At 66.7% G+C, this 23,697-nt stretch carries 25 protein-coding genes; 12 read left to right on the top strand and 13 right to left on the bottom strand.

Translation table 11 applies throughout. The features are described from left to right. Positions 1-151 precede the first annotated feature (151 nt). The 3 genes from C8J45_RS12415 to purD form a co-directional block, all read right to left on the bottom strand. On the bottom strand, positions 152-1,255 hold the full coding sequence (locus C8J45_RS12415; RefSeq protein ID WP_258191432.1) for a VacJ family lipoprotein: 1,104 nt from the start codon (positions 1,253-1,255) through the stop codon (positions 152-154). Positions 1,256-1,424: 169 nt separating this feature from the next. Then, positions 1,425-2,219, bottom strand: coding sequence for a hypothetical protein (locus C8J45_RS12410; protein ID WP_107963475.1), 795 nt, complete (start codon positions 2,217-2,219; stop codon positions 1,425-1,427). A 96-nt stretch (positions 2,220-2,315) separates the two neighbouring features. After that, positions 2,316-3,578 carry a phosphoribosylamine--glycine ligase gene (gene purD / locus C8J45_RS12405; RefSeq protein ID WP_107963474.1) on the bottom strand — a complete coding sequence of 421 codons (1,263 nt, stop codon included), beginning with the start codon at positions 3,576-3,578 and terminating at the stop codon, positions 2,316-2,318. Between purD and xseA the strand changes: the two genes are divergently transcribed. From xseA to C8J45_RS12390, 3 genes are read left to right on the top strand one after another with little or no spacing between them, the layout of a single operon-like run. Further along, a complete protein-coding gene (gene xseA / locus C8J45_RS12400; protein ID WP_181321206.1) occupies positions 3,577-5,013 on the top strand; it encodes an exodeoxyribonuclease VII large subunit in 1,437 nt (478 codons plus the stop codon). The genes purD and xseA overlap by 2 nt on opposite strands. 12 nt (positions 5,014-5,025) lie before the next feature. After that, positions 5,026-5,226 carry a DUF2093 domain-containing protein gene (locus C8J45_RS12395; protein WP_107963473.1) on the top strand — a complete coding sequence of 67 codons (201 nt, stop codon included), beginning with the start codon at positions 5,026-5,028 and terminating at the stop codon, positions 5,224-5,226. Continuing rightward, complete coding sequence (locus C8J45_RS12390) at positions 5,223-6,062, top strand: M23 family metallopeptidase (protein ID WP_107963472.1); 840 nt, start codon at positions 5,223-5,225, stop codon at positions 6,060-6,062. The genes C8J45_RS12395 and C8J45_RS12390 overlap by 4 nt, the downstream gene beginning before the upstream one ends. A 496-nt stretch (positions 6,063-6,558) precedes the next feature. On the opposite strand, the gene C8J45_RS12385 is transcribed toward C8J45_RS12390, so the two are convergent. After that, the gene (locus tag C8J45_RS12385; protein WP_107963471.1) at positions 6,559-6,984 is read right to left on the bottom strand and encodes a CBS domain-containing protein; all 426 of its coding nucleotides are present in this window, start codon (positions 6,982-6,984) and stop codon (positions 6,559-6,561) included. Positions 6,985-7,055: 71 nt separating this feature from the next. Here C8J45_RS12385 and C8J45_RS12380 point away from each other — a divergent pair, with 71 nt between their 5' ends. Further along, positions 7,056-7,376: a hypothetical protein gene (locus tag C8J45_RS12380; protein ID WP_107963470.1), complete on the top strand. Its 321-nt coding sequence runs from the start codon at positions 7,056-7,058 to the stop codon at positions 7,374-7,376. A 193-nt stretch (positions 7,377-7,569) separates the two neighbouring features. On the opposite strand, the gene C8J45_RS12375 is transcribed toward C8J45_RS12380, so the two are convergent. The 4 genes from C8J45_RS12375 to hisS form a co-directional block, all read right to left on the bottom strand. Continuing rightward, positions 7,570-8,817: a DUF4167 domain-containing protein gene (locus C8J45_RS12375; RefSeq protein ID WP_107963469.1), complete on the bottom strand. Its 1,248-nt coding sequence runs from the start codon at positions 8,815-8,817 to the stop codon at positions 7,570-7,572. Positions 8,818-9,073: 256 nt separating this feature from the next. Beyond that, complete coding sequence (gene prmC, locus C8J45_RS12370) at positions 9,074-9,892, bottom strand: peptide chain release factor N(5)-glutamine methyltransferase (RefSeq protein WP_107963468.1); 819 nt, start codon at positions 9,890-9,892, stop codon at positions 9,074-9,076. A 126-nt stretch (positions 9,893-10,018) separates the two neighbouring features. Beyond that, positions 10,019-11,092 (bottom strand): peptide chain release factor 1, encoded by a 1,074-nt coding sequence (prfA, locus tag C8J45_RS12365; RefSeq protein ID WP_107963467.1) that lies wholly within the window; start codon positions 11,090-11,092, stop codon positions 10,019-10,021. Beyond that, entirely contained in the window at positions 11,089-12,441 is a 1,353-nt protein-coding gene (gene hisS / locus C8J45_RS12360) for a histidine--tRNA ligase (protein WP_107963466.1), read from the bottom strand. The genes prfA and hisS overlap by 4 nt, the downstream gene beginning before the upstream one ends. 49 nt (positions 12,442-12,490) lie before the next feature. Here hisS and C8J45_RS12355 point away from each other — a divergent pair, with 49 nt between their 5' ends. The 3 genes from C8J45_RS12355 to ppa all read left to right on the top strand — a co-directional run bounded on the left by C8J45_RS12355 (position 12,491) and on the right by ppa (position 15,790). Further along, on the top strand, positions 12,491-13,144 hold the full coding sequence (locus tag C8J45_RS12355; RefSeq protein WP_107963465.1) for a DUF1345 domain-containing protein: 654 nt from the start codon (positions 12,491-12,493) through the stop codon (positions 13,142-13,144). 82 nt (positions 13,145-13,226) lie between these two features. Beyond that, the gene (locus C8J45_RS12350; protein ID WP_107963464.1) at positions 13,227-15,140 is read left to right on the top strand and encodes a M61 family metallopeptidase; all 1,914 of its coding nucleotides are present in this window, start codon (positions 13,227-13,229) and stop codon (positions 15,138-15,140) included. 74 nt (positions 15,141-15,214) lie between these two features. Then, entirely contained in the window at positions 15,215-15,790 is a 576-nt protein-coding gene (gene ppa, locus C8J45_RS12345; RefSeq protein WP_107963463.1) for an inorganic diphosphatase, read from the top strand. 82 nt (positions 15,791-15,872) lie between these two features. On the opposite strand, the gene C8J45_RS12340 is transcribed toward ppa, so the two are convergent. From C8J45_RS12340 to ispG, 5 genes are read right to left on the bottom strand one after another with little or no spacing between them, the layout of a single operon-like run. Next, entirely contained in the window at positions 15,873-16,349 is a 477-nt protein-coding gene (locus tag C8J45_RS12340) for a GNAT family N-acetyltransferase (RefSeq protein WP_107963462.1), read from the bottom strand. After that, positions 16,346-17,245, bottom strand: a complete 900-nt coding sequence (locus C8J45_RS12335) for a DMT family transporter (protein WP_107963461.1) — start codon at positions 17,243-17,245, stop codon at positions 16,346-16,348. The genes C8J45_RS12340 and C8J45_RS12335 overlap by 4 nt, the downstream gene beginning before the upstream one ends. Then, complete coding sequence (locus tag C8J45_RS12330; protein WP_107963460.1) at positions 17,242-17,622, bottom strand: type II toxin-antitoxin system VapC family toxin; 381 nt, start codon at positions 17,620-17,622, stop codon at positions 17,242-17,244. The genes C8J45_RS12335 and C8J45_RS12330 overlap by 4 nt, the downstream gene beginning before the upstream one ends. After that, entirely contained in the window at positions 17,619-17,906 is a 288-nt protein-coding gene (locus C8J45_RS12325; RefSeq protein WP_107963543.1) for an AbrB/MazE/SpoVT family DNA-binding domain-containing protein, read from the bottom strand. The genes C8J45_RS12330 and C8J45_RS12325 overlap by 4 nt, the downstream gene beginning before the upstream one ends. A 36-nt stretch (positions 17,907-17,942) precedes the next feature. After that, on the bottom strand, positions 17,943-19,079 hold the full coding sequence (gene ispG / locus C8J45_RS12320; protein ID WP_107954038.1) for a flavodoxin-dependent (E)-4-hydroxy-3-methylbut-2-enyl-diphosphate synthase: 1,137 nt from the start codon (positions 19,077-19,079) through the stop codon (positions 17,943-17,945). A 115-nt stretch (positions 19,080-19,194) separates the two neighbouring features. On the opposite strand from ispG, the gene C8J45_RS12315 reads away from it, so the two are divergent. The 5 genes from C8J45_RS12315 to C8J45_RS12295 all read left to right on the top strand — a co-directional run bounded on the left by C8J45_RS12315 (position 19,195) and on the right by C8J45_RS12295 (position 23,626). Further along, entirely contained in the window at positions 19,195-19,716 is a 522-nt protein-coding gene (locus C8J45_RS12315; RefSeq protein ID WP_107963459.1) for a DUF1993 family protein, read from the top strand. A 68-nt stretch (positions 19,717-19,784) separates the two neighbouring features. Beyond that, positions 19,785-20,924 carry an acyltransferase family protein gene (locus C8J45_RS12310; RefSeq protein ID WP_107963458.1) on the top strand — a complete coding sequence of 380 codons (1,140 nt, stop codon included), beginning with the start codon at positions 19,785-19,787 and terminating at the stop codon, positions 20,922-20,924. Further along, a complete protein-coding gene (locus C8J45_RS12305) occupies positions 20,921-21,841 on the top strand; it encodes an isoaspartyl peptidase/L-asparaginase family protein (protein WP_107963457.1) in 921 nt (306 codons plus the stop codon). Before C8J45_RS12310 ends, C8J45_RS12305 begins: the two co-directional genes overlap by 4 nt. After that, positions 21,838-22,689: a S1/P1 nuclease gene (locus C8J45_RS12300; protein WP_107963456.1), complete on the top strand. Its 852-nt coding sequence runs from the start codon at positions 21,838-21,840 to the stop codon at positions 22,687-22,689. Before C8J45_RS12305 ends, C8J45_RS12300 begins: the two co-directional genes overlap by 4 nt. A 445-nt stretch (positions 22,690-23,134) precedes the next feature. Then, positions 23,135-23,626, top strand: a complete 492-nt coding sequence (locus C8J45_RS12295) for a MucR family transcriptional regulator (RefSeq protein WP_107963542.1) — start codon at positions 23,135-23,137, stop codon at positions 23,624-23,626. Positions 23,627-23,697 lie beyond the last annotated feature (71 nt).

Raw genomic sequence — 23,697 nt, 5'->3', positions numbered from 1 at the left:
CTGAGCTTGTCGAAGCGGCGTATCGAAGGACAGGTTGGCGCGCGGAACCCATGCTTCGATACGAGCCCTCAATACGCTCCTGACGGAGCTACTCGGTCTCTACTCAGCACGAACGGGGGGACGACGACGAGAGCGTTCGGCTCCGTCCTTTCTACTGTCCGGTTTCGGCCGCCGGCTTCGCATCAACCGCCGGCGTCTCGACCACCTGAGTCTTTTCAGGCACCTCCGAAACCGGCCTCGCCCCCGGCTCCAGGTCGCTCGGCACGAACGGCACCACGCTCGGCGGCGGCCCTGACATCCCCGCCGGATCGCCCTCGACCCGCCCATGGAGATGGTCGATCTCCGCCTGTCGCCGGTTGAGATAGAATGCGCGCGTCGCTGCGTACGGATCTGGCGAGTTGTCGTGCAGGTCCTTCAACGTCTGGTCGAACTCCGACCGGTGATCGAGCGCACCCAGGATGCCCGCGGGGATCGCGTACGCCGTGCTGGTGAACGGCTTGCCAATGGCGACCGGCAGGATCAGGCGATCGACCGCACCGCCCAGCAGGTCGCGGATCGTCGTCGGTCCGACCAGCGGCAGGAACAGGAACGGGCCATTCTTGACGCCGTAATAGCCAAGCGTGTTGGCGAACCCGTTCGAACGGCGCGGCAGGTGGAACGGCTTCTTCTTGGCCATGTCGAGCACGCCGGCCACGCCGATCGTCGTGTTGATCGCGAACCGCCCGACCGTCTCCGCTGCCTTGCCCGGCTTGAACTGGAGCAGGAAGTTGAGGAAGACGATCGGCTCGCGCAGATTGTAGAGGAAATTGTGGATGCCGCGCCGAATGGGGCTCGGCACGGTCTTCTTGTAGGTCCGCGCGACCGGACCGATCACCGCGTCGTCGACCTTCTGCGTTACCGCGAACGACTCGGCGTTGACCGCGCGCAGCGGATCGCCCGCGCTCTCCTTGCGGCCGGTAACGACGATGTCGTTATGCGCTCGCTCGGCAGGCGGCGTCCCCAACGGAGCGGGGCCGACCGGCGGAATGTCCTGCGTCGGCAGCCCCTGCGCGAAAATCTCGATCGCCGGAAGCGACGCGGCCAGGGCAAGCGGCGACACCGCCATCGACGCGGCGTCCGGGAAGTCGTTGGAAAATGGCGACAGCACCGCGCCGGGCAGCGCCACGCGCGCGGCGTCGCCGGGCAACGCGATCGGTACGGCTGCCACGTGAACGGGGGCAGCCGTCAACAGCATTGCGCTCATCGTTACCAGCATGTGCACTCATCGCCCTGTTATCGGCCGCTCTCCTACATCGAGATGCGACGCGCCTGACATGCCCGTCGGCGCGCGTGGAGCATAGAGCCAATCGTCATCCGCACGTGCGGATCGCGGTTAACCGATCGCGTGCGATCCCGGCGTGGGTCGTCTCGCGCGAAGGCCTCGCTCAGAGCTTGCCGAACACCGCTTCGAAGCCGGCCTTGTCGCCAGCCGCCAGCAACCGCGCCTGCTCGATCCAGCGATCGCGGCCCATCCGGCCAGTGAAGTTGCCAAGCTGCGCGTCGATGCGCTGCGCTTCGCTGTCCGACAGCGCCGCCATCTCGCCGACGGTCGCGACGCCGAGCGCGCCAAGCTGTGCCGCAACCTTCGGTCCGAGCCCCTTCAACTGCGTGACGGGGCCGTCCGCATAGGACTGCGCCGGTGCTGCGGGTGCGATCGGCGCCTGTTCGGGTGGCGCTACGGGTGCGGGTGCGGCGGTTTCAATTGCCGGGGTTGCCACCGAGGGCGACGCGGCGGCGGTCGGTTCGTCAGCCAGACGATCGTGCGTTTGCGGCGCATCGTCGTCGCGCAAGACCGGCGTAGGTTCGGGCGCACTGCGCACGGGTGCAGACGGGGGCGGCGCAACCGGCGCGATCGGCGCCTGCGTCTGCACTTGGGATTGCTCGGCCTTGCGCGGCTCGACCTCTGGTTTAGCCGCGATCGGCTCGGGTGGTTTCGCCGCGATCGGCTCGGGTGGTTTTGCCGAGACCGGCTCGGGCGGAACGCCGGCCTCCTCGGCATTGGCGATCACGTCGTGAGCGGCCTTGGTGCGGCTACGCTTGGCCCGGATGCCCCAGATCAGGCCGATCACGACGAGGATCGCGACGACGGCGATGATCGTGAAGTGGATCGCCGTCAGCGTGGCGATGCCGTCGGGCAGCAGGCTCAGGCCCGAGGCGGAGGTCGCGGAAGTTTCGTTCATTGCCATACCGTAGCGTCACGCGCGAAGGGCGGCGAGACCTAATCGGCGGGACAGTCAGCCTGATCCTCCCCTTCGCGGGGGAGGATCAGGCGTGCATCACCCGCGCGCGATTTCGCGCCAGCCGATGTCGCGGCGGTAGAAGCCTTCCGCAAAATCGATCGCCTCGACCGCGCGATAGGCGTTGGCCTGCGCCGTCGCGACGTCGCCGCCGGTTGCGGTCACTGCCAGTACGCGCCCGCCCGAGGCGACCAGCCCGCCATCTTCCAACCGCGTGCCCGCATGGAACACCGTGCCCCCCGCAGCCCGCGCCGAGTCCAGCCCGACGATCGCGCCACCGGACTTGGGCGTACCAGGATACCCCTCGGCCGCCATAACCACCGTCAACGCAGTTTCGTCGCTGAACTGCGCCGCCGGCATCTCGCCGAGGCGGCCTTCCGCCACCGTCAGCATCGTCGCCAGCAGGTCGCCCTGGAAGCGCATCATCAGCACCTGCGTCTCGGGATCGCCGAACCTCGCATTATATTCGATCAGCTTGGGCCCCTGCGGCGTCAGCATCAGCCCTGCGTACAGCACGCCCGAGAACGGCATGCCTTCCGCCGCCATCGTAGCCACGGTCGGCGCAACGATCTCGTCGATCGCGCGCTTCTCCAGCGCCGGCGTCAGCACGAGCGCAGGGCTGTACGCGCCCATCCCGCCGGTGTTCGGCCCGGTGTCGCCCTCGCCGACGCGCTTGTGATCCTGTGCGGAGCCGAACGGCATCAGCGCCACGCCGTCGGTCAGCACGAAGAGGCTCGCCTCCTCGCCTTCAAGGAATTCCTCGATCACTGCCTCGGCTTCCCCGTCGGCGAACAGCGCGTCGAGCGCGGCATCGGCTTCGGCCGCGCTGAACGCGATCACCACGCCCTTGCCGGCTGCGAGGCCGTCCGCCTTGATGACCACCGGCAGCGAGAAGGTGCGGGCAAGCGCGATATCCGCCTCTTCGCGGCTCTTCACACGGACATAGCCCGCGGTCGGGATGCCGGCGCGCAGGCACAGATCCTTGGTGAAGCCCTTCGACCCCTCCAACTGCGCCGCCGCCTTCGACGGCCCAAACACCGGAACGTCGGCCGCACGCAGCGAGTCCGCCAGCCCGTCGACCAGCGGCGCCTCGGGTCCGATCACGACCAGACCGACCTCATGTTCGCGCACGAACGCGACGACGGCGGCGTGATCCGTCGCATCGAGCGGCACGAGCGTCGTAACGCGCGCGATCCCGGGGTTGCCCGGCGCGGCATACAGCGTATCGAGGCCGCGAGATTGCACCAGCTTCCACGCGAGCGCATGTTCGCGCCCCCCCGAGCCCAGCAGCAGGACGTTCATGCCCGATCCCTTTTCCGATGATGTGTCCAGCGACATGGTGGCAAACATGGGGCGGCTGGTAGCCGAGCAAGTCCCCGGCGACAACGCACTCGCCATGTCGGTCGGCGAACTGGCGTTCAAGCTGAAGCGGATGGTCGAGGGCGAATTCGGCCATGTCCGGCTGCGTGGCGAGATCTCGGGCTGGAAGCGCGTCGCCTCCGGGCATTGCTACATGTCGTTGAAAGACGACCAGGCGGCGATCGACGGCGTCATCTGGAAGGGCAATGCGTCGAGCCTCGCCTTCGTGCCGCAGGACGGCATCGAGGTCATCGCGACCGGCAAGCTCACCACCTATCCCGGCCGCTCGAAATACCAGATCGTCATCGAACGGATGGAGCTGGCCGGTGCCGGCGCGCTGATGGCGCTGCTCGAGAAGCTGAAGGCGAAGCTGGCGGGCGAGGGGCTGTTCGACGGCACGCGGAAGAAGCGCCTGCCGTTCATGCCGAAGGTGATCGGCGTCGTCACCTCGGGCACCGGCGCCGTCATCCGGGATATCCTTCACCGCCTGGAAGATCGCTGCCCGACGCACGTCATCGTGTGGCCGGTCAAGGTGCAGGGCGAGGGTTCCGCCGCCGAGATCGCCGCCGCCGTCCGCGGGTTCGACGCGATCGTCCCCGGCGGTCCGGTACCGCGCCCCGACCTCGTGATCGTCGCGCGCGGCGGTGGCTCGGTCGAGGATCTGTGGTCGTTCAACGAGGAGGTCGTGGTCCGCGCGGTCGCCGCCTGCACGATCCCGATCATCTCCGCGGTCGGGCATGAGACCGATACGACCTTGTGCGATTTCGCCGCCGACCTGCGCGCGCCGACGCCGACCGCGGCGGCCGAGATTGCGGTGCCGGTGCTCGCCGACCTGCGGCTGACGATCGACAGCCACCGCAACCGTACCGAGCGCTGCGCGCGCCGCCACGTCGAGCGTGGTCGCGAGCGGCTCGATGCGTTGGCGCGGTTGCTGCCAAAGCGCGACCAGTTGCTCGGGCCTCAGCGCCAGCGCGCCGACGACTTTGGCCAGCGTCTCGATCGCGGGCTGGAGCGGCGGCTGACCCTTGCACGCGGCAGTCTCGATCGCTCGGGCGCAGCACTCCGTCCCGCCACCCTCGAACGCAAACTCGAAGCGAAACGCGCGCAGCTCGACGCGACGTGGCGCCTCGTCCAGTCGCTCAACCCCGACGCGATCCTCGACCGCGGCTATGCCCGCGTCACGGCGCGTCCCGGCGGCGAGACGCTCGCCTCGGCCACATCGGCGCGCGATGCGGGGACGCTGACGCTCCACTTCCGCGACGGCGTGGTCGATGCGGTGACGGACACCGGCCTTGAGCGCCCCGCCGCCAAAACCTATGCTGCCCCCAAGGCCAAGCCCGCGCCCGATCCGGCGCCGCGCCAGCCGACCCTGCTGTAGAGAAGACCTGCCATGCTGATGTCCAACTCCGACCGCGTCGCCCGCCTGCACTATATGGCCAACGGCTTCCGCGTGCTCAGCCCCGGCGACCACGTCGCCTGCGCCGCCACCGGCCACCGCATCGCGCTCGAAGACCTGCGCTACTGGAGCGTCGCGCGCCAGGAAGCCTACGCCACCGCTGCGGCCGCCAGCGAAGCGATGGCCCCACGATGATCCGCGCGACGGTGCTCGTCCTGCTGGCTGCATCCGGTGCCGCCGCCCAGCAAGCACCGCCCTCGAATACCGCGTCCCAGTCCGCCTTCCGCTGGACCGGCACGCTCAGCCAGGGCGGGCTGATCCTCGGCACCGCCCCTGCCGGTACGCGCACGCTCGCGCTGAACGGCAAGCCGATCGCGCTCTCCCCCGACGGCCGCTTCATCGCCGGCTTCCACCGCGATGCGGGGTCGCAAGCGACACTGACGGCCACGTTTGCCGACGGCCGCAGTGTCACGCAAAGTCTAACGATTGCGCCGCGGGCGTGGCGGATCGAGCGTCTCGACACGCTCCCAAAATTCCCCGCGCCCGACCCGGTCTTCGCCAACCTGCGTCCGCCCGAACTCGCCCAGATCGTCGCCGCCCGTGCCCGCACCACCGACGCGCAGGGCTGGCGCCAGGCGTTCGCATGGCCGGCGACGGGCCGCATCTCTGGCCTGTTCGGCGCGCAACGCATCTACAAGGGTGAACCCGGCAGCTATCATTCAGGCACCGACATCGCCAGGCCAACCGGCGCGATCGTCACCGCCCCCGCCGACGGCGTCGTGATCCTCGCCGCCGATCACCCCTTCACGCTGGAGGGCAACCTCCTGATGCTCGACCATGGCATGGACCTGAATAGTGCGTTCCTGCACCTCTCGCGGATCGACGTGAAGCTCGGCGACCATGTGACAAAAGGCCAACCGATCGGCGCCGTCGGCATGACCGGCCGCGCCACCGGCCCCCACCTTCACTGGGCATTGCGCTGGAACGACGCCAAGCTCGACCCGATGCTGGTTGCAGAACCGATGCGATAACGCGCGGCTGGTTCTACCCGGCGAGCGTATCCAGCGTGCGCAACGCGCCTCACGCGCGCAGTAATACGCAACCAGCTCGTTTCGATTCTGCGCAATGCTTTACCACCAGCCAAGTTCAGCGCCCTGAAGCGCGTCGTCGCGTCTTTTCCAGCCGAACCGCGTCGTGTGCTCGATGCCATCCGCCATCGCTGCTGGCATCGCCCGACGCTCGGCGACGGCGTCGGTCCAAGTGACGGCTGGCGATCGGAATTGATCCGTCGAGCCTCGATCCCGCGGCACAGTGGGCGGCGCAACCTGATCCGCTATCTCCGTCCTGTACTCGACGCGCTGGCCGGATTCGGCATGGCGCGACGCCTAGGTGACGGTCGTTATGCCGCATGGTGTTCTCCGAGATGCCGACTTCATCGGATGCGACTGCCGACCACGTCCGTCATGCCGCCGGCGTGCCAAGAAAGACCCGCTGCATGGCGAACAAGCCCGGGTTCAATTCCTCAGGTCACGCGGACTGGATATATTCGCGCATCGCCGCGGCGTCGGCTTCGATCCGGTCGATGCGGTATTTGACGAGGTCGCCGATCGACACGAACCCGACCAGCACGTCGCCCTCGATCACCGGAAGGTGACGGATTCGCCGCTGGGTCATCAGTGACAACGCCCCGATCGCCGACTCGTTGGGACCAATCGTCTTCACTGCGGTGGTCATCACATCACCGATCCGCCGTTCCAGCGCCGCTGCGCCATCCGATTGCAGGCAATGGATCACATCGCGCTCCGAGAAGATACCGACGACGCGGCCGCCATCGAGCACCGGCGCGGCGCCGATCCGCTTCTCCGCAAGCAACGCCACCGCCTCGGCCACCGTAGAGTCCGGTGCCAGCGACTGTATGTCGCCCTTGTCCTTCAGGATCGCCGCGATCGTCATCTTCGCCTCTCCTCACTTGCGTCTGGTGCGCGTGGGTTGAGGAAACCATGTTTGCGCGGCAATGGGAAGCGATGACCGATCGCGCGCCTACGCCCGGACCGCCGCCAGAACCGTCGGACCGCTTACCAGTCGGGCTCGACGATCCGCATTATGCCGCGTTCGCCTGGGCACGGTTTCGCGGGATCATGGCGTGGATGGTGCTGGCCGCGGCGATCTGCGTCGCGGCGGTGATCGTGGCGATGGCGCACCTCCAGGGGCCGCTGCATCTGGTGACGATATTGGCGGTGATCGGCGGAGTCGGCGGATCGGTGATGATGGCCGGACTGCTGATGGGGCTCGCGTTCCTCAGTTCGGGAAGCGGGCATGACGAGGACGTCGCGCGGATCGAGTGAGCGGACGGCGAGCGATCGCATGACCTGATACTGGCCCCCTGCCCCTGCCCCTGCCCCTGCCCGTACCCCTGCTCTGGCCGGGACCGGTACCTGCCTCGCGCCTGATCCGAACATAAAAAAGGTCGGTACCGCTCGACGCAGTACCGACCTTTCTCAAGCCTTCGTGATCCCGGACTGATCCGGGGCGATGAAATCAGCGTGCCTGGACTTCGTCCGGCACCGCGCGAACACGGCGGCGGCGAGGCTTTTCCTCGACGGCGACGTCGGCGGCCGGAGCCGCTTCGGTGGCCGGGGTTGGCGCTGGCGTCGGCGCGACGGTTGCCGAAATGCCGAGCGATGGCGGCAGGCGATCCGCGTCCAACGCCGTCGGCGCGCCTTCGTCCTGCGCAACCGGTGCGTCGAGGCTGCGATCGCGACGCGGGCGACCGCGACGGCGAGGCTGCTCCTCGGCCGCGGCGACGGGCGTCGTCGTCTCGACGGCTTCGGCTGGCTGAGTGGCCTGCTCGGTGGTTTCGGTTACCGAACGGACCGCATCGGCTTCCGAATCCTGGTTGGCGTTGGCGACCGGGGCGCTCACGCGGGGCGTGCGACGGATCGTCTCACGCTGCGGCGCATCGCGGTAATCGCTGCGGGGTTCACGGACCTGCTCGTCGCGGGGCTGGTTCTCACGAGCCTGGTTCTCGCGGGCCTGCGCTTCGCGAGCCTGGCCCTGCTCCTCGCCGTTGCGGTCGTCGCGCGGCTGAGCGTCACGCGGGGCGTTGCGCTGGTTGCGCGGGTTGTCACCACGGACGCGGTCTTCGCGCTGGCCCTCGTTGCGGGGCTGAGCCTCGTTGCGCTGACCCTCATAGCGGTTGTTCTCGTACCGCGGACGCTCTTCGCGCTGCGGACGATCTTCACGCTGAGGGCGGTCCTCGCGGTTCTGGTTGTCGCGAGCCTGGTTCTCACGATTCTGGCCCTCACGATTCTGGCGGGGCGCGTTCTGGTACTGGCCGTTCTGCTGGCCGCCATTCTGCTCGCCACGAGCCTGCTCGGGCGTACCCTGCTGCTCGCCGGAGCGGATCGGTTCGCCCTCGTCGCCGTAATCGTCGTCGCCGTCGAGATCGAACGGCTGCTGGCGACGCGGCTGCTGCTGCGCCTGCGGCTGGCTCTCTTCGAAGCGGGTGCGGGTTTCGCTCAGGACGCGGAAATAATGATCCGCGAACTGGAGGTAATATTCGATGTTGACCCGGTCGCCCTGCTGCTGCGCGTCGCGCGCGAGGTTCTTGTACTTCTCGTACAGCTGGCTCGCGTTGCCGCGCGCGCGGCTGTCGATGCGGTTGCCGGTATCGCGACCACCCTGGCCGCCGCCGCCGCCCTGGCGTTGACCGCCACCACTACCGCCGCCGCCATTATTATTGTTGCCACGACCGCGACGGCGGCCGGCTTGCCGGTTGTTGATCAAGCTTGTGTCCTCAGTCGTCGAACCAAAATCTGGTCGTGCTCCGAAATGCGGTGCAAACCCCCGTCGCGCACCGACGATCTAGACGAGATCGGTGCGTCGAACTTGCCAGGGCCGCCGGACTGCAGCGACCTCAAAGCGAAGGATGCGGGTCAACGCTCAAAACCGACCAATCGTCGAGAGTGCGTGCCCCTGCCCGCGTGATAGCGGCCGCAAGGGACCTACTACAAGCGAAATGTGAGGTTTAGCGCCATATTGTTCAAGTCGCGGGGGCGTGGGTTGCCACTAACGCACGCGCGTTGCCGCCATAGTCGTGGTGGAGCGCCACGTGCAGACCTTGCGCCTTGAGCAGCGCGGTGACGGGGGCGGCCTGCGTCGAGCCGATCTCGATCACCGCCGCGCCGCCGGGGGCGATCAGTGTGGGGAGTTGCTCGGCAAGGATGCGGTAGTCGTCTAGCCCGTCTGCGCCGGCGAAGAGCGCGGCGTGGGGTTCGTGGTCGTGGACTTCGGCTGGGAGGCGTTCGTCGGTGGCGATGTAGGGGGGGTTGGCGAGGATCAGGTCGAACTGGCCGGCGATCGCGCTGGCCCAACTCCCGCGGATGAAGCGCGCGCGGTCGGCCATGCCCAGGGTTGCGGCGTTGGCGCGGGCGTAGGCGAGCGCCTGGGGGGAATAGTCGACGCCGAGGCCTACTGCGAGCCATTCGTCGAGCGCGGCGAGGAGCAGCGTGCCGGAGCCGGTGCCGAGGTCGAGTATTGTTGCGGGCGCGCGGCCGGCGAAGTGCGTCTGGGCTGCGATCAGGAGCGTTTCGCTGTCGGCGCGAGGGACGAGTGCGCCGGGCCCGACGGCGAGGTCGATCGACCAGAAGCCGCGGGTGCCGGTGATGTAGGCGATCGGCTCGTGGTTGAGACGGCGTTCGACGAGCGCGGCGAATGTCTCGGGGACGGTGTAGCGATCGGGGTCGAGGAGGATCGCGTTGCGGTCGACGCCGAGTGCGTGCGCCATGAGGAGTTCCGCGTCGAGGCGCGGGGTGGCGGAGGAGGCGAACTGCGCGGCGGCGGTGGCGAGCGCTGCATTCACTACTCCCCTCCCGCTTGCGGGAGGGGTCGGGGGAGGGGCTGTCACCGGGCGGCGGCGTTTTTGGGACACCCCTCCCCTAACCCCTCCCGCAAGCGGAAGGGGAATGCCGTTGCGACTGGGGGGATCTCAGCCATCCAGCTGCGCCAGGCGGTCCGCTTCGTCCTGCGCGACCAGCGCGCCGATCAGTTCGTCCATCTCTCCCGAGACGATCTCCGGCAGGCGGTGGAGGGTCAGGTTGATGCGGTGATCGGTCACGCGCCCTTGCGGGAAATTATACGTGCGGATGCGTTCAGACCGGTCACCCGAGCCGACCATCGACTTCCGCGCGCCCGCGCGCTCGGCATGCAACCGGTCGCGTTCCGCCTCGTACAGCCGCGTCCTGAGCACGCGCAAAGCCTTCGCCTTGTTCTTGTGCTGCGACTTCTCGTCCTGCTGGATCACGGTCAGCCCGGTCGGGATGTGCACGATTCGCACCGCCGAGTCCGTCGTGTTGACCGACTGCCCACCCGGCCCCGACGAGCGATAGACGTCGATGCGCAGGTCCTTGTCGTCGATCTTGACGTCGACCTCCTCCGCCTCGGGCAGCACCGCGACGGTCGCCGCCGAGGTGTGGATCCGGCCGCCGGCCTCGGTCGTCGGCACGCGCTGGACGCGGTGCACGCCGCTCTCGAACTTGAGCTTGGCGAACACGCCCTGGCCGGTGACGCTGGCGACGACTTCTTTGAAGCCGCCCGCGTCGGACGACGAGCCGGAGATCATCTCGACCCGCCAGCCCTGCGATTCGGCATAGCGCTGGTACATGCGGAACAGGTCGCCCGCGAACAGCGCCGCCTCGTCGCCACCGGTGCCGGCGCGGACCTCGAGCATCGCCGAGCGTTCGTCGGCGGAGTCGCGCGGCAGCAGCGCGAGCGCGAGCTTGCGGTCCGCGGTTTCGAGCAGCGTGCGGTTCTCGTGCAGCTCGTCCGACGCCATCGCGCGCAGTTCGTCGTCGGCATCCTCGGCCATGAACGCGAGGCTTTCGGCCTCCTGCCGCAAACGGCGCACTTCGGTGGCGGCCTGGGCGACGGGTTCGAGCTCGGCATATTCCTTCGATACCGCGACGAAGCGGTCGGAGGGGAGATCGCCGGTCGACATCAGCGCCTGGAGCTCGTCACGCCGCGCCTCGATCGCGCGGATGCGGTCGGGAGAGATCTGGGTCACTCTTCTACCGCTGCGTTGCCGATGAAACCCAATTGTCCGCCGCTTACGGTAACAGCATCACCCGGAAGGCCCATCCTCGTCGCGAATGCCAAGGATCGGATACTATCGAAAATATCCACGGAGCCATGATCCTTCAGAACAACTTGCTCGCCCGATCCTAGCAGCTTTGCTTCAAGTTCGCCGGCCGACCAGCGTTCGGAGTCAACGAAGATCACGATATCGACGCCCTGCGCATCCGCGCGCTGCAAACGCTTTTTAAGGTTACCCTTAAAAGCCAACTCGGTGACAACCTGACCGCGGCGCAAGCCAGCAGCTACGGCGGTCGCCGCAAGCTCGGAAGCCCCGTTTACCGGGAGGACCGCGACCTTGCCTTCAATGTCGATGTCGTGTGGCTCAACCAGCATAGCCAACCGCTCAACACCCGCAGCCCAACCCACACCGGCCGTCTCAGGCCCGCCAAGCGACCCGATCAGCCCGTCATACCGTCCGCCAGCCAACACCGTCCCCTGCGAGCCCAGCCGGTCGGTCACGAACTCGAACGCGGTGTGGCGGTAATAATCGAGGCCGCGGACCAGCCGCGCGTTGCGCTCCCATGCTACGCCCGCCGCATCGAGCCCGGCGGTCACCGCCTCGAAGAACGCGCGTGCCTCGTCAGTCAGATACGCGTCGATATCGGGTGCGCTGTCGGCGATCGGGCGGTCGCGCGGGTCCTTCGAATCGAGGATCCGCATCGGGTTCTTCTCGAGCCGGGTCAAACTGTCCTCGGACAGCTCGCCGCGGTGCGCCTCGAAATGCGCGACCAGCGCCTCGCGCCAGGCATCGCGCGTCGCCGCGTCGCCCAGCGTGTTGAGCTGCAACGTCACGCCCTCGGAAATGCCGAGTTCGCGAAGCAGCTGGTCCGCCAGCACGAGCAGCTCGACATCCGCCGCTGGTTCAGCCGCACCGATCACCTCGGCGTCGATCTGGTGGAACTGGCGGAACCGCCCCTTTTGCGGGCGTTCGTAGCGGAACACCGGGCCGCTGGTGGTGAGCTTCATCGGCGCGAACTGCTGCCAGCCTTCGGTCAGATACGCGCGCGCGATACCGGCGGTGAACTCGGGGCGGAGCGTGAGCGAGTCCCCGCCGCGATCCTCGAACGTATACATCTCCTTCGACACGACGTCGGTCGTCTCGCCGAGCGAGCGCGCGAACACCGCGGTGGATTCGAACACCGGGATGTCGACGCGCTGGAAGCAATACAGCGCCCGCACCCGCTCGAACGTCGACAGGACATGCGCGAACCGGCGCTGCTCGTCGCCGAAAATGTCCTGGGTGCCACGGATGCGGCGCGGGGTTTCTGTCTTAGCCATGATGCGCGCGTATCTAGGCGACGTCCCCGCTAAGCGCTAGCGCTGTGGCATGAACGACAAACCCAGATATTGGGGCCTCGGCCAACGCGTTGCCCCGCCGCGCTTCATCCTGTTCGTGCTGGTCTTCGCGATCGGGCTGGCCACGCTGATCCCGCGCTTCGGGCTCGGGCGTGGCACGATGGCCGCGTTCGACGTCGCCGCGGTCGTGTTCCTGATCGCGGTCTCGACGCTGTTCCGCAACGCCAGCGCCGAGCGGATGCGTCGCGCGGCGGAAGAGAACGACGCCAACCGCGCGGTGCTGCTCGGGTTCAGCGGCACGATCATGCTGGTCATCCTGGTCGCGGTGGCGAAGGAATTGCAGGGCAAGAACGACGCGGTTGGCATCGCGCTGACGATCTCGACGCTGGCGCTCGCGTGGCTGTTCTCGAACATGATCTACACGCTGCACTATGCGCATCTCTATTACGTCGACGATCCGGACGGCAAGGACGCCAAAGGGCTCGACTTCCCGAGCTGCGACGAACCCGATTACTGGGATTTCGCCTATTTCGCCTTCACGCTGGGGATGACGTTCCAGACCTCCGACGTCGAGATCACCTCGCGCCGGGTTCGCAAAGCCGCGCTCGGCCAGTGCATGGCGGCGTTTGTGTTCAACATCGGCGTGCTGGCGTTCACGATCAATGTGCTCGGGAGTGCTGGCTGAGGGTACCGGGTAAAGGACTGGACGGCTGCCCTTTATCGCGATTACACCTCGGGTCATCGTCTCTTAGCCGGAAGGCCCTTCCTTGATCCGCAAGCTTATCGTCGCATCCCTGCTCGCGTCCGCTATTCCTGCGGTAGCGCAGGTTCCAGCAGGCAACACCGCGCCGCAGCCGGTGCCGTTCGTCGACACCATTCCCGACGCGGTCGACACGCCCTACCCCGGCACGCTCCTCCTCGACGTCGATGCGACCGATACCGAGCGCGGGATCTTCCGCGTCAAGCAGACGATCCCGGTCGCCAAGTCCGGGCCGATGGCATTGCTGTATCCGAAGTGGCTGCCCGGCGCGCATTCCCCGCGCGGCGAGATCGAGAAGCTCGCCGGTCTCGTGATCCGCGCGAACGGCAAGATCGTCCCCTGGACGCGCGATCCGGTCGATGTGTTCGCGTTCCACATCGACGTGCCGACCGGCGCCAAGACGCTGGTCGCCGAGTTCCAGTTCATCTCCGCGACCAAGGGCGACCAGGGCCGCATCGTGATGACGCCGACGATGATCAGCCTCCAGCCAAACCTCGTCAGCCTGTACCCGGCCGGCTATTTCACGCGCCAAATCCCGATCAAGATGACCGTCACCTACCCGACCGGCTGGACCGCCGCGGGTGCGGTACCGGCCAAGGTGTCTGGCTCGACCTACAGCTACGACACGACCAACTACGAGATCCTCGTCGATTCGCCGACGCTCGCGGGCAAGTACGGCAAGGTCTGGCCGCTCTCCCCTCGGGTCGATCTCAACGTCTTCGCCGACAGCCCCGACCAGCTCGCCGCCAAGCCCGAGCAGATCGACGCGCACAAGCGCCTCGTCGACCAGGCCGCCAAGACCTTTGGCGCACAGCACTACGATCATTACGAATTCTTGCTGTCGATCACCGACCAGCTCGGCGGGATCGGCCTGGAGCATCATCGCAGCTCCGAGAACGGCGTCCGTCCCGGCTATTTCACCGAATGGGAGACCGGCGCCGCTGCGCGCAACCTGCTGCCGCACGAGTTCACGCACAGCTGGGACGGCAAGTTCCGCCGCGGCGCCGACCTGTGGACGCCGGACTTCCGCACGCCGATGCGCGATTCGCTGCTGTGGGTCTACGAAGGCCAGACGCAGTTCTGGGGCTATGTGCTCCAGGCGCGCTCGGGGCTGGTCAGCAAGCAGGACACGCTCGACGGTTACGCCTCGATCCTTGGCAATTACGATACTGCGCCGGGTCGCCAGTGGCGTCCGCTGATCGATACGACCAACGATCCGGTGATCTCCGCACGCAAGCCGAAGGGCTGGACCAGCTGGCAGCGCTCGGAAGATTATTACAACGAGGGCCTGATGGTCTGGATGGAAGTCGACGCGATGCTTCGCCAGAAGTCGAACGGGACCAAGTCGATCGACGATTTCGCCAAGGCCTTTTTCGGCGTCCGCGATGGCGATTACGGCGAGCTGACGTACACCTTCGCCGACGTCGCGAAGACGCTGAACGGCATCGTCCCCTATGACTGGGCGACGTTCCTGAACACGCGCCTGACCGAGACGGGCAAGCCCGCGCCGATCAACGGCTTCGCGATGAACGGCTACAAGCTGGTCTACGGCCCCGAGCAGAGCCCGTACCTGAAGCAGGCGGAGAAAAGCCGCGGTACCGATGTCAGCTATTCGCTCGGGATGGTGATCAACAAGGAGGGCGTCGTCACCTCGTCGATCTGGGACAGCCCCGCGTTCAAGGCAGGCCTCGACGTCGGCACCGAGATCGAGGCGGTCAACGCCGAGGCCTATTCGTCCGATCGGATGAAGGCAGCGATCCTGGCGGCGCAGGGGACGAAGCTGCCGATTCGTTTGACGGTTAAAAACAATGACCGATTCCGGGATATCACGCTCGATTACCATGACGGGCCGCGCTATCCGCGCCTGCAGAAGGTGGGTACAGGTGACGGCGGGCTCGACAAGCTGCTGACGCCGCGTTGAGCCTTTGAAATCTATCGGTGCCGGCCGCTCCCCACACGAGGAGCGCCGGCACCGTCATATTCGAAAGGACCGCCATGCGTATCGATCTCATCCCGACCGGCAAGAACCCGCCCGAGGACCTGAACGTCATCATCGAAGTGCCGACCGGCGGCGAGCCGGTGAAATACGAGTTCGACAAGGCGTCGGGCGCGCTGTTCGTCGATCGCATCCTGCACACGCCGATGCGCTATCCCGCGAACTACGGCTTCGTCCCGCACACGCTCAGCCCCGATGGCGATCCCTTGGACGCGCTCGTGATCGCGCGCTCGCCGTTCATTCCGGGCTGCGTGGTCCGCGCGCGGCCGATCGCGGTGCTGAACCTGGAAGACGAAGCAGGCGGCGACGAGAAGCTGGTCTGCGTCCCCGTCGATTCGGTGTTCCCGTACTACTCGAACGTCGGCGGCCGTGCCGATGTGCCGGAGATCGTGTTCGAGCAGATCGAGCATTTCTTCACGCACTATAAGGACCTTGAGAAGAAGAAGTGGGTCCGCGTCGGCAAGTGGGGCGACGCCGAGGAAGCCAAGCGCATCACGATCGAGGCGATCGCGCGCTACGACGAAGCCAAGAAGGCCGGCGAAGAGCCACACGACCACGACGTTCCGGGGCGGTAAGACCTACTCCCCTCTCCCCGCCGGGAGAGGGGCCCGCGGCACTTGCAGTGGGAAGGGCGAGGGCCGGCTTGAGCCGTGCCCTTTACCGCCCCGCCAGCCTGGCCAACGCATCCCCGGACATCCGCTGGATCGTCCAGTCCTCCATCCCGACCGCACCGACTTTTCGATAGAACGCGATCGCATCGGCGTTCCAGTCTAGCACCGACCATTCGAACCGCGCGCAGCCGCGATCGAGCGCCACGCCGGCCAGATGCGACAGCAGCGCACCGCCGACCCCCTGCCCGCGGGCTTCCGGTTTGACGTACAGATCCTCGAGATACAGCCCGCGCTTGCCCGTCCAGGTCGAGAAATTGTGGAAGAACAGCGCGAACCCGAGCGGACCGTTCGCGGTCTCCGCGATCAAGGCTTCCGCGGCAGGCCGCTCCCCGAACAACGCCTCCGTCAGCACCGCTTCGGTCGCCTCGACCGCATCCGGCTCGCGCTCGAACGCGGCGAGTTCGCGGACGAAGCGTAGAATGGTGCCGACATCGGCAGCGGTGGCGGAACGGATGACGGTCATGCACTAGCCTCGATCGATGTCTGCGCGATGTCACGCCGCCGCGCCGCGTACAGGCACGCGACGACGATGATCGCCGCGCCCGCCAGCGTAAACGCCGATACCCGCTCGCCAAACACCAGGAAACCCAGCACCGCCGCGTAGACGAACGAGGTATATTCGGTGGTCGCGAGGAACCCGGTATCGCCGTGCGCATACGCCCAACCGAGCAGCCACAACGACGCGGTCGCGAGCCCGGCGGCGAGTATGAGCTTGGGCCACTGCACCGCTTCGGGCGCCACCGCGAGCCAAGGCGCGGCGAGCCCCAGTGTCGTGGTGATGACAAGCGCCTGGAAAAAGGCGATCTCCCCCGGCCGCGCCGCCTGGCTCTGCAGCCGCGCGATCACGAGGTTGACCGCATACAGCACCGCCGAGCCGAGGATCGCGAGCGTCCCGTGAAACGTCTCGGGTCCAGGCACCTCGCGTCCCTGCCCGATCATCACGACTACCACGCCACCGAGCGCGGCGATCGACGCAAACGCAGTTTTCAGCCCGACCCGCTCGCCCAGCGTCACCGCGCCAAGCAGCAGCGCGAGGATCGGCGCGATGTAGGTCAGCGAGATCGCCTGCGCCATCGGGACGCGTGCAAGCCCCCAGAAGAACAGCACCCCCATCACCGTCGTCACCAATCCGCGCGCCAGATGCAGCTTGAGCGCCCGCCCGCTCGGCCGCCCGCTGTTCCCGAGCTTCCACGCGACCGCACCGAGCCCGACGCTGATCATCTGCCGCCACAGCAGCGCGTTGTAGACGCCGATCGCCAGGACCAGCGACTTCATCACCGCATCCATCATGGAGAACAGCCCGATGCCGAGCGCGGCGATCGCGAAGGCCAGGGCGGGCGAAACGATGCGAGAGGTCATCGGAACAGGCGGATATCCAGATCAAGGCCGAGCGTCACCCAATCCTTGTCCGCAGTCCACAAGGTCGCGGCCTGATCGATCGCCAAGGCCAGGCAGACCCGGTCGGCAATCGATACGTTCTTGCCTTTGACGACGGGCCACAGATCTGCGGCGATCTTCGCCTGCGTTGTGGTGAAGAGCATGATCACGATCTCGAGACGATCGAGGTTAGCGATAACCGCATCGACGTCGGACACGATCTCGAACAGCTTGCTACGGACCTCCACCAGATTGACGCTCGACAAAATTGCGCCGCGCGCATGCTCGATCACGACATCGGCACCGGTCTCGTTCTTCAGAATCGCCAATAGGGTGGACGCGTCGAAAACGACGGTCACGCGGTATGCCGCGTCCGCCAGTCCTCGATCTCGGTGTTCTCGCGGACCGCATCGGCGCGACGGTCCGCCAACAGTTCATCGACCAGATTACGATCGGCAGGCTTTGCCATCGATCGGAATTCGGACTGCACCTCGCGGACGACCTGCGCATAGGTCTTCATCGTCAGACCGCCGTCCGGGTTGAGCTCGATGACCAGAGAGTCGCCATCTTCGATCCCTGCATCCCGGCGCAGTTCGGGAGGCAGGACGATCTGCCCACTGACGACTTTAGCGTGATAGGTCATGATCACCTCCAGCGAGATGGGACCCTACCACACCCCCTATTCGGCCGCCACCGGCACCAGCGCCGCCATCGCCTCGTCCGCGGCGTCGATTTCGGCGGCCTTCGCCTCGACCAGCCGGACGATGTGGTCGACCATGTCGGCGTCCTGGACGTGGTGGTCGGTGACGCCCGACAGATACACCATGTGCTTGCCGTTGCCGCCGCCGGTGATGCCGATGTCGGTCTCGCGCGCCTCGCCCGGGCCGTTCACCACGCAGCCGAGCACCGACAAGGACATCGGCGTGCGGATGTGCTGCAACCGTTCCTCCAGCGCCTGCACCGTGCGGATCACGTCGAACCCCTGGCGCGCGCATGACGGGCACGACACCACGCGGACGCCGCGGTTGCGGATGCCGAGCGCTTTCAGGATTTCGAAGCCGACGCGGACTTCCTCTTCGGGCTCGGCGGAAAGCGACACGCGGATCGTGTCGCCGATGCCGTACCAGAGCAAACTCCCCATCCCGATCGCAGACTTCACCGTGCCGCCGACGAACCCGCCCGCTTCGGTGATGCCGAGATGCAGCGGGCAATCGACCTGTTCGGCGAGTTGCTGATAGGCCGCGACCGCGAGGAACAGATCGGACGCCTTCACCGCGACCTTGAACTCGTGAAAGTCGTGGTCCTGCAACAGCTTGATGTGATCGAGCGCCGACTCGACCAGCGCATCGGGACAAGGCTCGCCGTATTTCTCGAGCAGATGCCGCTCGAGCGACCCACCGTTGACGCCGATCCGGATCGCGCAGCCGTTGGATTTCGCCGCGTCGACGACTTCCTTCACACGCGCCGCCGAGCCGATATTGCCCGGATTGATCCGCAGGCATGCCGCGCCCGCATCGGCGGCTTCGAGTGCGCGCTTGTAGTGGAAATGGATGTCCGCGACGATCGGCACGCGGCTCGCACGGACGATCTGCTTGAGCGCGGCGGTCGATTCTACGTCGGGGCAGCTTACGCGGATGATGTCGACGCCCGCGTCTTCGCAGCGCCGGATCTGGTCGACCGTCGCGCGCACGTCGTCGGTCGGGGTGTTGGTCATCGTCTGCACCGTGACCGGCGCATCGCCGCCGACGGGGACGTTGCCGACCATGATCTGGCGGCTCTTGCGGCGGGTGATATCGCGCCAGGGACGAAGGGACATGGGGATTCCTCGGGAGTTCGCGGCCTATATAGCGACTTGCGCGCTGGAACGGAACATCGCTGGCCGGAGTAGCGAACGTCGGCCATAGCGGCGCACGGCCTTTGGAGCGAACGCGATGACCCTGTCCCTGTACGATGCGACGATCCCCTCGAACCTCCAGATCCTCCGCGCAGTCGACGCGCTGCTCGACAAGGCGGAAGCGTTCGCGGCTGAGAAGGGTATCGAACCCGCGACGCTGATCGATGCGAAGCTCGCCAACGACATGCTGCCGTTCGGTTACCAAGTGAAATCGTGCGCAGCGCATTCGGTCGGCGGGATCGAAGGCGTCCGCGCTGGCACCTTCGCGCCCGATCGCTCGGCCTGGCCGACGGATTTCGCGGGGCTCCATGCTTTGATGCGTGACGCAATCGCCACGCTCGAAGCGATCGACCGGGAGACGTTCGACGCGCTCGCGGACAACGACACGACCTTCGAGTTCGGCACGTTCGTCATGCCGTTCACCGGCGCGAACTTCCTGCTCTCGTTCTCGCAGCCCAACTTCTACTTCCACGCCAGCACCGCCTACGCGATCCTGCGCGCGCAGGGCGTACCGATCGGCAAGCGCGACTTCATGGGCACCCCGCGCATGAAGGCGTGAACCGGCGCGGGGAACGCCGTAGCCGCCCGACGCTTGCGGCACCGGCCCCCGCCCCGTAGGGCCGCGCGATGACGCGGCATTATGGCATGGACTGGCTGCGGATCGGTGCGTTCGCGCTACTGATCCTCTACCATATCGGCATGGTCTTCGTGCCGTGGAACTTCCATGTGAAGTCGCTCCATGTCGAGGACTGGGTCCGGTTGCCGATGCTGGCGAGCAACGCGTGGCGGTTGACGCTGCTGTTCGTCGTCTCGGGCTATGCCAGCCGCGCGCTGCTCGCCCGGTCGAGCGGCACAGGCGGATTCTTCGCCAACCGCTGCTACCGCCTACTCGTGCCGCTGTTGTTCGGCATGGCGGTGATCGTCCCACCGCAACCCTGGGTCGAGCTGGTCACCAAGCACGCTTATGCCGGCAGCTATCTGACGTTCTGGAGCCACGACTATTTCCGCTTCGGCAAGCTCGCCGGGCTGTCGCTGCCGACGTGGAACCACCTCTGGTTCGTGGTCTATCTCTGGGTCTACACGAGCGTTTTAACGCTTGGCCTGGTCGTCGTCCGCGGCGATTGGCTGCAACGCGCGTTCGACGGGGTCTTCGGCAGCTGGGCGGTGCTCGTCCTCCCCGTCGCGTGGCTCGTGTTCGTCCACGCCTGGTGGTTCCAGATGGCCGCGGAATCGCAAGCCCTGTTCGGCGACTGGGTCGCGCACGTCACCTATTTCCCCGCGTTCCTGTTCGGCTTCGGCCTCGCCCGCTCAGAGCCCGCGATGGCGGCGATCGCGCGCTGGTGGAAGGTCGGAGCCGTCGCCGCGGTGCTAGGCTATGTCGCGATCATCGGCGTCGAGCTGGAATGGCCGGGCGACATCGTCGCGCCACGCTGGATCTACCCCGGGTACGGCGTTGCCCACGCGCTCGAGCAATGGGGCGCGATCGTCGCGCTGATCGGGATCGCCGAGCGCCACTGGAACCGCGACCATCGCTGGCGCCGCACGCTGACCGAGGCGGTGTTCCCGTTCTACCTGATCCACCAGACGATCATCGTCCTCGTGATGTACGCGCTGCTCCCCGCCGGCCTGCCGGGCTGGGCGGAGTTCGCGTGCCTGCTCGCCGCGACGACGATCGGCTGCATGGGCTTCTACTGGATCGGCCGCAGCATCGCCCCCTTACGCCCCCTCATCGGCCTTCGCGCCCTACCCTCGAAAGACTCAGCATGACCTGGACCCTCGTCATCCACGGCGGCGCCGGCAAACTCGACAGCGAGATGGTCTCGCCCGAGCAGGATGCGGGCGCGCGAGCGGGCCTGTCGCGCGCGCTCGACACGGGCTCGAAGGTGCTGGCCGACGGCGGCGGCGCGCTCGATGCGGTCGAGGCGGCGGTGCGCGTGCTGGAGGACGACCCGCACTTCAACTCGGGGCGCGGCGCGGTCTTCACGCATGACGGCACGCTTGAGCTCGACGCCGCGATCATGGACGGCCGCACCCGCGCAGCTGGCGCCGTTGCCGCAGCCACAGCGACCCGCAACCCCGTTGGCCTCGCCCGCGCAATCCTCGACGATGGCCGTCACGTCTTCCTCGCCGGCAAAGGCGCGGATGCGTTCTCCCTCGAACGCGACCTTCCCCAAGCCAATGCGGACTGGTTCGCGACCGACGAACGCCGCCGGCAGTTCGCGGAGTTCCAGGCCGATGGCGGAGGGTTCGACGTCGACATGAAATACGGCACGGTCGGCGCGGTCGCCTGCGACACGCACGGCCATGTCGCCGCCGCCACCTCGACCGGCGGCGTCACCGGCAAGCGCTGGGGCCGGATCGGCGACACGCCGGTGATCGGCGCGGGCACCTTCGCCGACGATCGCGCCTGCGCGGTATCGTGCACCGGCTCGGGCGAGTTCTTCCTCCGCGTCGGCGTCGGCCACGAGATCGCCGCGCGCGTCCGTCTGTCTGGCGAGTCGCTCCAGATCGCCGCCGACGCGGTGCTGGCCGAAGTAAAGGCGCTTGGCGGCACCGGCGGCGTGATCGTCGCGGGGCCGGACGGCGACATGGCGTGGGGTTTCAACACCGTCGGCATGTACCGTGGACGCGCGTCGTCCGAGGGTAGCCGGACCGTCGCGATCTACGCTAACGAGCCGGCATGAAGCGCTATCTCCTCGCCGCGATCGCCTCGCTCGGCCTCGCCTCCCCCGCCACCGCGTTCTGGGAGTATGGCCACCAGACCGTCGCGCAGATCGCCTATGCCAACGTCACGCCGAAGACCAAGGCCGCGATCCGCAAGCTGCTCGCGCAACAGGCGTTGCTCGACACGCCGACCTGCCCCGCGGGCACGATCGAGGAGGCCAGCATCTGGGCGGACTGCATCAAGCCGCTGAAACTGAACGACGGCTCGACGCGCTTCGGCTTTGCGTACAGCTGGCATTACCAGAACGTCGACATCTGCGCGCCGTTCGACCTGACGCCGGCGTGCAAGGAAGGCGACTGCGTCTCGTACCAGATCGACCGCGACGTGAAGATGCTCCGCGACAAGTCGACGCTGCCCCGCGACCGCGTCCTCGCGCTCGCGTTCCTGATCCACTTCGTCGGCGATCTCCACCAGCCGCTGCACGCTGGCGACCGCCACGACAAGGGCGGCAACGATGTGAAGGCGGACTACGGGATCTACGGCCCCGCGCGGTTCAACCTGCATTCGATCTGGGATGGCCCGCTGGCGGAGCGCGCGATCTCGACGCCGCCGTCGCTGGTGCGGCGCTATCCGGCGGCCGAGCGGGCGAAATTGGGCGCGGGGACGGTCACCGACTGGAGTCGTGAGTCCTGGGAAGCCGCGCATCAGGCGTATGCCGCCGCGCTTGGCGGCGACGCGTGCGGTACCGTGCCTGCGCGCGTGAAGATGGACGATGCGACGATCGCGAAGATGGTGCCGGTGTCGCGCGAAGAGGTTCGCCGCGGGGGTATTCGGTTGGCCAAACTGCTCGACAAGGCGCTCGGCTGAAACTTCCACCCGCCAGCAAGGATCAAACCATATCGTGCGGGTGGCGGTGCTCCACGGATATATCGCCGGTTTCGATACTTACGGAATCACGGTCTCGATTGGCTGATCCTAGCCGACCGACGATGGCGCGGCTGACGGAATGGATAACCAGGGTTCGGTTGCTTGCACGAACGGTCGGGTTGCCACCCGCCTCGAGTTTGCGCGCTCCTCGCTGCGCCAACCGCCAAGCGGTCGACGATCCGTTGCTATCGCAGATTTTCTCGCCGCGTTGCAGCCTTGGCGAACGAGCATGCCCAGCTTGATGTAAAGCAATCAAAATGAACCCATTTGCCTACATCGCACCTTCCAATGTCCATTTTTACAATTTATTATACGGATTCCATCGCTCTGCTGTTGAACACGATGTTGCGCGCCGTTACGGCGCTCACAAACAATGGAGTGCAACATGGCCGAAGATACCACTGACCTGAACGCCGTAGAACTCGCGACCGAGCTGACGATTGCTTGGCTTGGCAACCCCAACACGCGGAGTTCGGCTGACGATGTTCCCGCCTTCTTGGGCAAGATGCACGAGACGGTTGCTGCGTTGCTGGGCAGTTCGACCGAAGCTGCACCGGTCGAAGCGGCTACCGAATACACGCCTGCGGTGACCGCGCGCAAATCGCTGGCGTCGAAAGATCACATCATCTCGATGATCGATGGCAAGTCGTACAAGACCTTGCGTCGTCATCTCGCGACGCACGGCATGACGCCCGCCGAGTACCGCGAACGCTATGGCCTGAAGCCCGACTATCCGATGGTCGCCGAGAACTACTCGGAAAGCCGTCGCGCGATGGCGAAGAAGATCGGCCTCGGCCGCAAGCCCGGTCCGCTCAAGACCGACGCTGCTGCGCCCACGCCGCGCAAGCGCAAGACGGAGACTGCCGCCGCCGAGTAAGCGGTTGCAGTTCGCGTATGAAAAAGGACCGGCGCCTCGCGGCACCGGTCCTTTTTTTTGTCGCGCAGAGG

Source organism: Sphingomonas sp. PP-CE-3G-477 (genome assembly GCF_003050745.1).
GTDB lineage: Bacteria > Pseudomonadota > Alphaproteobacteria > Sphingomonadales > Sphingomonadaceae > Sphingomonas.
Note: the sequence above shows the minus strand (reverse complement) of the source record. Positions and strands in the feature narration are given on the sequence as shown.